The sequence below is a fragment of the Altererythrobacter chaiwopuensis genome, from assembly GCF_054957755.1.
The window spans coordinates 571,009-583,072 of the sequence record NZ_JBTXJG010000001.1 but is presented as its reverse complement, the minus strand read 5'-3'; the positions used below and the strand labels follow the sequence as shown (position 1 = coordinate 583,072).

Below are 12,064 nucleotides of genomic sequence, written 5' to 3'. Positions count from 1 at the left end.
GTTAACCGGTCTTCTCCTTCAACGCCGACAAACCATTGTCCGCGTCAAGACTATCAAAATAGGTCCGGTTTGTCGGCAAGGCCGCGCTCATTGCCCGGGCCTGTTCGCGCACCTGGCGCAGCCGCACAAGCGCCTGTGTTGTTGGTGTCGCGGGAACTGTATCCGGAGCCGGAAATCCCATACCATATAGCACAAATTGCTGGCTGGCAGCCGAAAACACTTCGTCAACTTGCGGAAAATCCCAGCTTGACGGGGGTTGGTCGCGCCACAGCTCCAGCTGTTCGCGCAATCGCTCGGGCATGGCTTCGGGCGCGCGCTGCGCCTGCCAATAAGGTCCGCTGCGCTCGCTCAGGGCGTAATGCAGTTTCAGGAAATCCACGATCCGTTCCCAGCGATAGTGGAACAGCTTGTTGAACCGTTTCGCGTGAATGTCCATTGCCGCTCGTGAGGCCGGAAAGTTTTCCGTCAATGCATTCAGCGACAATTCGATCAGGACAATGGCTGATGCTTCAAGCGGCTCGATAAAACCCGCTGACAGGCCGATCGCGAGGCAATTGCGGTGCCAGAATTGCGCACGATAGCCCGTTGAAAATTGTAGCTTTCGCGGCTGCAAGCCAGATTGATCGGCTTGAGGCATCTTATCGGCGATGTAACCGCGAAGGATAGCTTCGGCGCGGTCATCGTCGAGGAATTGCGTGCTATAGACACAGCCAATCCCGCGCCGTTTCGGCAAGGCAATGTCCCATATCCAACCCGCTTCATGCGCGGTGCCAACAGTTTGCGAGGCAATCGCGCTGCCGGGTTCGGTCGGTACTTGCACCGCCAACGCGCGGTCGTTGAGGGACACATCGGAGCGGTCAATCCACTCGACCCCCAACTCCTTGCCGATCAAGACTGCTGCTGCTCCACTGCAATCGATAAACAGATCGCCTGCAATCAAATCGCCAGTGGAAGTTTCCAGCGCAGCAATATCGCCATTCGCTGTGCGCTGGATCGCTGTCACATGGGCAGGCCTGTGTTCGACACCCAAATGCTGCGCCGCGTGCTGGCTCAGCAGTTGCGCGAATTTGCCTGCATCCAGATGATATCCGTAATTTTGCGCGCCCGCATAATCGGGCATCTGCCGTTGGCGAGGTGCAAGATCCTGATCACACAAAACGGTTTGTGCAGTCATGGCCTGCGCAAAGGTGTCTTCGGGTGAGACATCGCGCCAGGCAGCAAGCAACTGCATCATGTCGCCTGGCGCAGGTGGGGTGAAGGGGTGCAGATAGCTGTCGCCAGCTTCGCCATTGACCCAGCCATCAAAGCGCGAACCCTGCTTGAAGCTCGCATCGCATGACTTGAGGAATTCCACCTCGGAAATACCGATGGCAGCCAAGGTGCTGCGCATTGTCGGCCAGGTGCCTTCGCCCACTCCGATCGTGGCAATGTCAGGCGCCTCGACAAGGGTTACATCAAGTTCGGGTCGCCGCGCGCCGAGCATGCAGGCAGATAGCCAGCCGGCAGTGCCGCCGCCCAGGATAACCACCTTTCTTGTCTTGGCTTGCATGTCCATTCTCGTGCGCGCGATCGGCCCCAAAAAAAGAGAGTCGCCCTGCCTGTGCAAAGCGACTCTCTCTTAAAGCGCGGGGTCTATCAACCCCTGAGCGTTAGAAGCTGAAGCGAACACCGCCAGCATAGCGTGCATAGCCCGGTGCTGCAAAGAACACAGCCTGGTCAGCGCGCATATGGCCGCGACGATCTTCGTTCAGGATGTTGATGCCTTCGACGAACACTGTGAACCCTTCACGGAACTCATAGCTCGCACTGACGTCAAACTGACCGTAGGATTCGACGTAGAACGGGTCGAACCCATAACCGGACAGGAATTCATCGCGCCAGTTGTAGGCAACACGCGCCTGGATACCGTCCTTGTCGTAGTACAGAACCGCGTTGGCACTGTCGCTGACGCCGGTGACGGCAAACTGCGGATTCAGGAACTGCTGCGTGTTGTCGTAGCTCGTGTCTGAATTCACCACGGTGTAGTTCAGGATCACACCCAGCCCGGTGTCCCACAAGCTGTGCTGGATTGCGAATTCCCAACCCGTGAGGTTAGCAGTGTCGTCGCTGTTGGCCGGCTGAGTGATAGTGAACACCACGTCCGGATCAGCAGCCTGACCGATAATCCCGGTCGGGGCGCCTGCTCCGTTGTACTGAACAACGCTCGGGTTGTTGGCATCGAGCCAGTTCAGGATATCACTGAAGCCCGGGTTGCCACCAAGAGCAGCAAGCGCCTGTTCAACCGCTGCACCCTGTGCCGGGTTTGGCAGATCGAACAACGAACCCTGAATTGGTGCGCTGGCGATGAAGTTGCTGACGTTCTTGCTGAAGAAACCAACCGAAACGTAGCTTGATGTGTCGTAGTACCATTCAGCCGACAGATCGATGTTCTTCGACTTGTACGGCAGCAGGCCGGGGTTACCGCTGCTGGCAGTGCTGCCCCCAAGCGGACGCAGCGGCTGGTTGACGGTCAGGCCACCCTGCATGCTGGTGTAGTCCGGACGCGTGATGGTGTGGCTGTACGATGCGCGCAGCACGACATCATCCAACGGCTCAAGGCTGAAATCGATAGCCGGAAGCCAGTTATCGTACTTACCGCTAAGCGTGGTGAAGTCCGAACCGCCTCCGAACACCAGGTTCATTTCGTTATCAGCAACCCAGACAACACCGGTCGGGATCGGCACGAGCGCGGACGAATCGATCTCTGTCTCTTCGTAGCGCAGCCCCATCCGCAGCGTTGCCCTAGCTTCGCCAAGGTCAAATTCATGCGACGACTGGATGTACGGCGCAATCGTCTTTTCCTCGATGCGGCGATCGGTAGTGTAAGCCGCAAGGCAGGTCCCTGCCACCTGCGCATTGGAACAAATGCCCAGCTGCGTATCAAGCAGGCCGATCAGTTCTTCGGTGCTGACCTTGAAGTAGTTCGGGATGATCGAAGGATCATTCGAACCACTCATGCCAGCGAGATCGTTCGGAAGATTCGTCATTTCATACAGATCGTCCGGCGTTTCGGCTGCAGAAAGCGTGCCGCCCCAGGTGTCATTCTGAATCACACCAAAGGCCGAACGGACCTTGTTTTCGATGTAGGTCACCCCGAAGTCGATACTTTCGATGAACGAGGCATCGAAATCGTAACCGCCACGGAAAGTGAATTCAGTGATGGTATCCTTCATGTAGGCGTTACGGAAGGCGTTACCCGCAGGGCGGATGTTCGATGCCTGAACTTCCGAACCCGGATACATGTTGACCGAAATCACCGGCATATCCGTCGTGTAATCGACGCGCTGGCTTTCCACGCCATAGACGGCGCTGCCGACAGCGATGTTGCTGCCAAATGGCGAAGTCGGCTTGCTTTCCGAAGTCGAACGGTGCGCATCCAGCTCAAGCCGCAGGCCACCTTTGTCCCATGCAAGGTTACCACCCAGCGACTTCAGGATCGTGCGGTTGGCCGCAACAGCGCCGGTGATCGCCAGATCCTTGTTTTCGCCGGCGCCGAAGGTTTCACCGTAGAAGTTCGGCCCAGCGACCGGACCGTCGGTCCAGCTACTCTGCGTTGTATTGTGGTTGAACCAAACGCCGATGCTGCTGGTACGTGCATCAATGGTGTTCTGAGCATAGGTGAAATCGATGCTACCCGTCAGCGAGTCCGTCGGTGCGAATTGCAGCACGGCCTGACCGTTGATACGTTCACGATCAATGTCGGTGAAGTCATAACCAGCGTTCTGCGTGGTCTGGTAGATATCGTCGCCCATGGGACCGTTTTCGATAGTGCTTGCAGCGCGCCAGTCGTTTGGGTCACCATTTTTCAGACCACCCCATGACCATGCATCGGTGTTGGGCGTATAACCCTCACGCCAGCCGGCGTTAAATTGAGCGAGGCTCGCCTTACGCTTCTGATATGAACCACTAAGGAGAATGCCGATTTTGTCGTCGGCAAAAGTCTGCGAGATGATGCCTGAAACTTCCGGCGTGATGTCGGTGCCTTCGAACGAGTTGTCGTACACACCCTTGACGCCGATACTGCCCTGCAGGCCCGGACGGTCCAGAGGCTTGGCAGTCTTGATGTTGATGACAGAACCGATACCACCGGTCGGCAGAGATGCGCGACCCGACTTGTAGACCTCGACCCCAGCGATGCCTTCGGAAGCCAGATTGGCAAAGTCAAAGCTGCGCGATGCAGGCGCTTCGCAGCAACTGCCAAGGCCCGAAGCCGGCATCTGACGACCGTTCAGAACAACCAGGTTGAAATCCGGTCCAAAACCACGAACGGTAACAGTTGAACCTTCACCGCTGTTGCGATCGATCGACACACCGGTGATACGCTGAAGCGATTCAGCAAGGTTGGTGTCCGGGAACTTACCGATGTCTTCGGCCGAAATCGCGTCGACCACACCAATAGCCTCGCGCTTCACGTTCATCGATTGCTGCAGCGAGGCACGGATGCCGGTTACGACAATCTCCTCACCTTCCGCGACCTCCTCGTCTGCGCCCGCATCCTGTGCGACCGCAGTTTGCGCAGTGAGACCCAGGGCAAGAACCGAGGCCCCCGCCATGAACTTCACGCAAGCGGGCTTACGCTTCCAAGTCATTCCAATACTCCCTCCCAAAGACACGCAATAATATTACGCGCGTGACGACTTATGTGAACGTTCGCATAATTGAGAACGTTCACTCGGTCAACAGCGGCGTAGCTTCGGTTATTCGGATTTCGTGCCTGATTGTGGCGTGCTTGCCACAAATGCGCGATAGGCAGATCGCAATTTTCCTTGGGAAATCATCACTGCTGCCAAGGCCGGCCGGGCCTCGGTAGGCTGTTTATGAATTCGCATGCATAGACCGGATGAAGCCTTGCGCAGGGCCGGGCGGCCGGCGAATCAGCTGCGCTAGCGGTTTTGTCGCCCTTCGATCAAGTTGTCGACGACACCCGGATCGGCAAGAGTCGATGTGTCGCCTAATGCACCGAAGTCATTCTCCGCGATCTTCCTGAGGATGCGCCGCATGATCTTGCCGCTGCGTGTCTTGGGTAAGGCCGGGGTGAAGTGCAGATGGTCAGTGCATCGGCCCATCGTGCCACCATCACAACTGAAAGCGAACGGCTAAGTTAACTCGAAGGAGTAGATAGAAGCGAACTGCCCTATGGCCTAGCCATGGCCTGCCCGGGCGCTTAGTGCTGGCGGGTGGGTTGGTCAAAAATGACTGAAATTATGGCGCACCCGACAGGATTCGAACCTGCGACCTCTGCCTTCGGAGGGCAGCGCTCTATCCAGCTGAGCTACGGGTGCGTGGCGCCGTCAGCGACAAGCGAGCGGCGCGCTTAGCAAAGCAATGCAGCGCCTGCCAGCCAAAATCGCGCCGGGCCCCAGGCTACAAGCATCGCCGCTGCTCGCAAGCACAACCATGCGCAGTTAACGCGGCTGGCGGCGCTGTTAGGGAATTGGCAAGCCCACCGCGCTAATCCGAGTCGTCATGTCGGAATCCGCCACCATTGAAGCATCCCCAGCTAGCGAAGCGAAGCTTTTTGCACGGCGCTGGGGCGCGCTGCACGAAACCGGCAAGGAAATCGGGGCAATGGCCGCGCTTGCCCCTGAGCCCCTTGATGGCACGCTGGCAATGTTTCCCTCACGCATCGAAGAGATTGGCGGCGCCCGGCTTGCCCTGGCGCGCGACGCCCTGGCCGATATCGACGCGATCCTGCAACCAGGCCTTGCCGCCTTGCGCACGATACAGGCCCGCGGACAAGACACCACCGCGCCCGCGCTGGCGCTGTGGCGCGAGTTCCACGCCCTGCGCACCGCGCTGATTGGCCTGGCACATGAGAGTGAAGGCGAGCCCTCTTCGGTTGCCGCCTGAGGCTTGACGCTGTTCGCTCTCTGTTCCATTCTGGCATTATGCCGGACCCTGCCGTAGCCACACCTGATTCGCTTGTTGCAGCCCTGCCCGATGCCCTTGCCGTCGCGCGCGGTGTTGGCCGCCTGTTTGCGCGCAACGATATCTGGTGCCTGCCCGAAATGCCGCTGCGCAATGGCCGCCGCGCTGATCTGATGGGAGTGGATTCCAAAGGGCAGATCGTGATCGTGGAAATAAAGGTGGCGCGCAGCGATCTGCTGGGAGATGCGAAGTGGCCCGAGTATCTCGACTTTTGTGACCGGTTTTTCTGGGCGCTCCCACCTGGGCTCGACCGCAGTCCGCTCGAAATCGAGGCCTTTCGTCCCGATTGTTGCGGCGTGATCGTGGCCGATGGCTATGATGCGGAAATCCTGCGCCCGGCCCCGCTCCAGCCGCTCAATGCCGCGCGCCGCAAAAAAGAGCTGGAACGGCTCGCGAGGGCGGCCTTGCGGCGCCACGCCGGATTGATCGATCCGCACTGCGCCAGGCTGGCCTGGGCGCAATAGGTGGAGCCCCAGATCGCGGGGCATCGCCATTCGTCTCCATGCTCGCTAGAACACCGCCATGTTGCCCGGACTTCTCCTCTCAGCCATCGCCATGAGCGCCATCATTGCACTGCGCTATTTCGCCAGCAGCGGGCTGTTCGCCTGGATCACCAGCAGGCTGCGCCCAGGGCAATATGCCGGGATGCGCTCGCAGATTCGCAAGGAAATCGGCTGGTCACTGGCTTCTGCGGCAATCTATGGCGTGCCGGCAGGAATAGTGGCCTGGGGCTGGCAACAGCGGGGCTGGACTGTGATCTACACCGCCATTGCAGCCTATCCGCTATGGTACGTGCCGCTATCGCTGGCGATATATCTGTTCGCGCATGACACCTGGTTCTACTGGACCCATCGCTGGTTGCACCGGCCGCGCCTGTTTCGCCTGGCCCATGCGGTGCATCATGCCAGCAAACCGCCCACTGCATGGACGGCGATGAGTTTCCACCCTATCGAAGCTGTGCTGGGCGCGGTGGTGATCCCTGCGCTGGTATTCGTGGTACCGATCCACGCCGGTGCGTTGGCGCTGGTCCTGGCGATCATGACGGTGATGGGGGTCACCAATCATATGGGCTGGGAGCTTTTTCCGCGCTGGATTGTTCATTCGCAACTGGGCAAATGGCTGATAACCGCCAGCCATCACGAGCGGCACCATGAGGAATATCGATGCAATTACGGTCTCTATTTCCGTTTCTGGGATCACCTGTGCCGCACCGACCGGGGTCTGACGGAAAAATTCGCTTGATGCGCGCCGGTCCTGTCAGCCTTGCGGTCTTGGCAATGGTGATCGGCGCAGCCGCACCGCCCCGGTCTGGCGAAATCGCGGTTACGGCCACCGGCCTGCGCGTTACGAAGGGGACGGTACTGGCCTGCATGACTGCCAGGCCGGAAACCTTCCCGGATTGCGACAAGGATCCCGCTTCCTATCGCGCGACGGCCGCTGCTGCGGAAGGCAAGATCGAATTGCGCTTTGCCGATGTGAAGCCTGGCCGTTATTCGATCGCCTTGCTGCATGACGAGAATGACAACGGCAAGGCCGACCGCGTGCTGGGTATTGCCCCGCGGGAAGGTTTTGGCTTTTCGCGTGACGCCAAGGTCAAGATGGGCCCGCCATCGTTTAACGATGCCGCGTTCGATTACGACGGGGACGGTGCGTCGCTAACCATCAGGATGCGCTATTTGTTCTGAGCCGGCGCTGAATTGCAGCCCGTGTCCCCGCCTTGCGAGGAGTGATGCTGCGGCTCCCATTGCAAGGCTGTATGCTTTTTATCAGGGCTTAACGGTAAATTTACCATGGTCCGTCAAAACCCTGTCTGACTGAACTTGCAGGAGTAGTTTTGGGCCATGGACAGCTTGCGCGGCAATTTCGATGCGCCGGACTTCACCGAGATCTCGAACGATTACGATCTTGGAGACGATGACGGCACCCGCGACCTGCCCCCGGCAGCGATCGGCCAGGACGAGCGGCGCATGCAGGTGCGCGCCTATAATCACTGGGCGAGCATGCTGGGCGAGCACAGCTTCCCGTCAATCGAAGACCTCCACCCGGAGAACCTGCCTGATTTCGGCCCCTACAGCGTGCTGCTCGACTTCTCGACCGGGATCGAAGACCCGGCGATCCAGTTCCTGGGCGACGAACTGGCCGCCGAATGCGGCACAGACGGGCATATCGCCCGATTGTCAGACGTGCCCAGCCGCTCTTTGCTGAGCCGGATAACCGACCATTACCTGCAGATTCTCGCCAACCAGGCGCCGATCGGATTCGAAGCCGAGTTCGTCAACCAACGCGCGGTGACAATCCTCTATCGCGGCATCCTGCTGCCTTATTCCAGCGACAATGATACGATCGACTTCATTTACGGCGTGATCAACTGGAAGGAGATGGCGGGCCAGGACAAGGCCGACGAATTGCTGCTCGAAATCGACCAGGCAATCGAAGCCGAAGAAGACGAGCCGGTCAAACGCGATAATGATCCGGTGACCGATTGGGCCGACGGGCCAAGCGCGGACCGCGATTTCTCTGCTTCCACACCTGCGCCAGCGGCGGATGAAGAATCCAATATTCGTGACATCGGCGGCTTCGGCGCATCCTTCGGCCGATCCTTCGGCATTGGCAATGACGCGGAAGCGCAAGGCATGCCTGAGCCCGCCTTCGGCGATTACTCGCTCGATGACGAGGATGCGCTCGACTTGTCCGAGATCGCCTTTGGCGACTACTCGCTCGATGACGAGGACTTCGGCGATGAAGAGGGTGAAGAAGAAGCCAATTATGATTTCGCTTCGCTCAGCGATCATATCGCCACGCCCACCAAGAAAGCGCTCTCGCTCGATCTTGATGATCTGGTGCCGTCAGATGCACAGGATGACGAGGATGAAGAGGCAGGCGACGAACCCGGCTTCGAAACCGACCTCGAAACCGGCTACGAAACCGACTACGAAACCGGCCAGGAACCCGGCTACGAACCTGAGGCGCCAACGGTCGCGCCCGCTCGCGAAGAGTTTGGCCGCGCTGCAGCGCAAAGCGAAGCAGAAAACGCACCCGCACGCTTCGACGAAGAGTTCGCCGCCGAAGAAGACGAGATCGAATTCAGCGTCGACTTGTCGCAAGATGCGGGCCTGTATGATTACCTTGCCGCAGCTCGTGAGGCCGCGCAGCATGCCAGCGATTGCGAGGACCGCGGCCGTAGAGCGCTATATCTTGCGGTAGGTCAGGCTTACGACTTCTCTGTTGCGGCGCAAGAGGCACCCGACGACTATGCCGAGCTGCTCGCCAAATGCGGGCTGGAAGCGCAGGCGCGTGCACCCATGACGCCAGTGGTAAAGCTGGTTTTTGGCGCCGATTACGACAAGACGCGCCTGACCGAATATGCGGCCGTGCTGAGTTATGCCCACCGCGTAGGAATCGCTCCTGACGGCCTGGCCGATTATGTCGCGCAGGCACGCGGCGGCCTGAAGGGCGTTGTCAGCGCCGAACGCCGCTGGCGCAAGGAGCAGGCCGGGCAGGATATCGAGCCGGAAAGCGAAGTGCGCGGCGCGCTGGCCAAGAAGCTGCGTAAACTCGCACCGCAGGAATTTTCCGACATCGCAAGCGCTGGCGAAGAGTTCGCGCTGGTAATGATCCGTCGCACCGAAGCCGGCGAAGTCGTGATGCTGGGCGAAATCGAACAGGATGTGCCGTTGATCGAGCGCGCCGCGCGCAAACTGCTCGGCTGATTGCCCCGCCACACCTACGGTTCACTTCCCGCTGGCCAGCGCTTTCGGCGCGCGATAGGGCGCATCCATGGCAAGGCGGAGGCAGCGCGGCATGATCTGGGCAAGCGGCGGGATACTGGCGATTGCTGCGCTGGCCGCGATTGCAATGCAAATCGCAATCTGGCGCAACGGCCCGGCGGTGGTCGATGCCATCGACCGCGTAACCGGCGGCCAGCGCGGAACGGCCAGGCTGGCCGAGGTCGCGCTCGGCCCGTCGCCGCAGCACAAGGTGATCGTGTTCGGCCCGGCCAACCGGCAGGCTGGCGAGGCGCGCCCGGTGCTGCTTTTCGTGCACGGCGGCAGCTGGAACAAGGGCAGCCCCGACGATTACGGTTTCATCGGTCGCGCTTTCGTGCCCGAAGGCTTTGTTGTGGTGCTGGCGGGTTACCGGCTCCACCCCGAAGCGGTCTATCCCGCGATGCTTGAAGATACCGCCGCCGCAGTCGACTGGACCCGTGCCAATATCGCGCAATATGGCGGCAATCCCGCGCGGATCGTGCTGGCCGGGCATTCCGCCGGCGCATACAATGTGGTGATGACCGCGCTCGACCAGCGATGGCTGGCGAATGGCGAGACAGCCGAGCCTCCCATCGCCGGTGTGATCGGGCTGGCCGGGCCCTATGACTTCTATCCGTTCGACAGTGATTCGACCCGCGCCAGCTTCAATCACGTCGCGCGGCCCGAAACAACTCAGCCTGTCAACCATGTTCGCGCCGACGCACCGCCCAAATTGCTGATCCATGGTGAACGCGATACACTGGTGCGCCCGCGAAATACGCGTGAATTGTCCCGCCGCCTCAAAGCTGCGGGGGCTAAAGTGGAAACCCTGTTCTTCGCCGATATGAACCACAACGATCCCTTGCTCGCGCTGGCAAACCCTTGGCGGCGCGATCGCAAGCTAATCGATGCGGTGGTCAATTTCGCACGCAATGCCACAGCTTCAGTTCCAGTTCAGGACAAAATCAGTTAGCACGGTGGCATCATGCGATTGCTGAGTCATATTGCCGCTTTCCTTGCCGTGTTGCTGCTTGCGGCGCACCCCGCCGTCGCACAATCGGTGCTGCGCGATGCCGAAACCGAAGCCTTGCTGGCCGATATGGCTGCGCCACTGGTTGATGCCGCAGGGCTTGCCCCGGGCAATGTCGATATCGTCCTGATCAATGATCCCTCGATCAACGCATTCGTTGCCGGTGGGCAAGCGGTCTATATCCATGCCGGGCTGATTGACGCGGCGGACACCGCCAATGAGGTGCAGGGCGTGATCGCACACGAGCTGGGCCATATTACCGGCGGGCATGTAGTGCGCTTCAGCGAAGGCGTCAGTGCCGCGAGCAATATCTCGATCCTCAGCCTGCTGCTGGGCGTTGGCGCGGCACTCGCTGGCGGCGGCGAGGCGGCGATGGGCGTGATGATGGCCGGCCAGCGCGCGGCAATGGGCAAATTCCTTGCATTCAGCCGCGTGCAGGAGGCTTCGGCCGATGCCGCTGGTGCCGAATATCTCTCGCTCGCGGGAATTTCAGGCCGTGGAAGCCTGGACTTCTTCGGCAAGCTGCAGAGCCTGGAGTTCCGCTATGGCGTGAGCCAGGATGATGACGCCGCCTTCACCCGCACACACCCCCTTTCTGGCGATCGCATCGCGCGCCTGCGCGAAACCTATATTGTCGACCCCGCATGGGAGGCGCCCGGCGATCCGGTGCTGCAAGCCCGCTTCGAGCGCGTGAAGGCCAAGCTGTCAGGCTATCTTGCCGATCCAAAGCGCACCCTGACCCAATATCCGGCGACCGACACCAGCATTCCGGCGCATTATGCCAGGGCCTATGCCTATCACAAGAGCGCGCTGATCGATCAGGCCTTGGCAGAGACGGACAGACTCCTCGAAATCAGCCCGAAAGACCCCTATTTTCTGGAACTTCGCGGCCAGGTGCTGCTTGAATCGGGCGATCCTGCTGGCGCACTGCCATATTTGCGTGAAGCCACCGAATTGACCGGCCACAATCCGCTGATCGCTTCGATGTTCGGCCATGCCCTGATCGCAACCGAGGACAAGTCGCGCTATGACGAGGCCGAGCGGGTGCTGCGCGCGGCCGTTGCGCGCGACCGGCTCAACCCGTTTGCCTGGTACCAGCTTGGCGTGGTCTATGCTGCACGCGGCGACATGCCCCGGGCAAGGCTCGCCAGCGCCGAACAGCAGGTCATGAACCGCCGCTACGCTGAAGCCCTGCGCAGTGCGCAGGCCGCCGAGGTAGGGCTGGAACCTTACACGCCTGACTGGATCCGCGCGCAGGACATCGCCCTTCAGGCCCGCGCCTCGCTGGAAGAAATCCGCGACCGCAATTAGACCGCACCAC

General features: G+C 60.1%; 9 protein-coding genes, 1 tRNA gene and 1 pseudogene. 7 read left to right on the top strand and 4 right to left on the bottom strand.

Annotation, left to right across the window (positions count from 1 at the left end):
- Position 1: 1 nt before the first annotated feature.
- The 4 genes from ACX2DJ_RS02995 to ACX2DJ_RS02980 form a co-directional block, all read right to left on the bottom strand.
- Positions 2-1,555, bottom strand: coding sequence for a tryptophan halogenase family protein (locus tag ACX2DJ_RS02995; protein ID WP_462570923.1), 1,554 nt, complete (start codon positions 1,553-1,555; stop codon positions 2-4).
- 94 nt (positions 1,556-1,649) lie between these two features.
- Entirely contained in the window at positions 1,650-4,628 is a 2,979-nt protein-coding gene (locus ACX2DJ_RS02990; protein ID WP_462570922.1) for a TonB-dependent receptor, read from the bottom strand.
- Between the two features lie 294 nt (positions 4,629-4,922).
- Positions 4,923-5,105: a hypothetical protein gene (locus tag ACX2DJ_RS02985; RefSeq protein ID WP_462572595.1), complete on the bottom strand. Its 183-nt coding sequence runs from the start codon at positions 5,103-5,105 to the stop codon at positions 4,923-4,925.
- A gap of 139 nt (positions 5,106-5,244) precedes the next feature.
- A tRNA-Arg gene (locus ACX2DJ_RS02980) sits at positions 5,245-5,321 on the bottom strand.
- A 184-nt stretch (positions 5,322-5,505) separates the two neighbouring features.
- On the opposite strand from ACX2DJ_RS02980, the gene ACX2DJ_RS02975 reads away from it, so the two are divergent.
- From ACX2DJ_RS02975 to ACX2DJ_RS02945, 7 genes and pseudogenes are all read left to right on the top strand, one after another.
- Positions 5,506-5,889: a hypothetical protein gene (locus ACX2DJ_RS02975; RefSeq protein WP_462570921.1), complete on the top strand. Its 384-nt coding sequence runs from the start codon at positions 5,506-5,508 to the stop codon at positions 5,887-5,889.
- Between the two features lie 38 nt (positions 5,890-5,927).
- The gene (locus tag ACX2DJ_RS02970) at positions 5,928-6,431 is read left to right on the top strand and encodes an MmcB family DNA repair protein (protein WP_462570920.1); all 504 of its coding nucleotides are present in this window, start codon (positions 5,928-5,930) and stop codon (positions 6,429-6,431) included.
- Between the two features lie 58 nt (positions 6,432-6,489).
- The gene (locus tag ACX2DJ_RS02965; protein WP_462570919.1) at positions 6,490-7,209 is read left to right on the top strand and encodes a sterol desaturase family protein; all 720 of its coding nucleotides are present in this window, start codon (positions 6,490-6,492) and stop codon (positions 7,207-7,209) included.
- Entirely contained in the window at positions 7,209-7,652 is a 444-nt protein-coding gene (locus tag ACX2DJ_RS02960) for a DUF2141 domain-containing protein (RefSeq protein ID WP_462570918.1), read from the top strand. Before ACX2DJ_RS02965 ends, ACX2DJ_RS02960 begins: the two co-directional genes overlap by 1 nt.
- A gap of 156 nt (positions 7,653-7,808) precedes the next feature.
- Positions 7,809-8,468, top strand: a pseudogene (locus tag ACX2DJ_RS02955) (PAS domain-containing protein); the annotation flags it as partial.
- Between the two features lie 1,276 nt (positions 8,469-9,744).
- Positions 9,745-10,686, top strand: coding sequence for an alpha/beta hydrolase (locus ACX2DJ_RS02950; protein ID WP_462570917.1), 942 nt, complete (start codon positions 9,745-9,747; stop codon positions 10,684-10,686).
- 12 nt (positions 10,687-10,698) lie between these two features.
- Positions 10,699-12,054 (top strand): M48 family metalloprotease, encoded by a 1,356-nt coding sequence (locus tag ACX2DJ_RS02945; RefSeq protein WP_462570916.1) that lies wholly within the window; start codon positions 10,699-10,701, stop codon positions 12,052-12,054.
- The last annotated feature ends 10 nt before the right edge of the window (positions 12,055-12,064 follow it).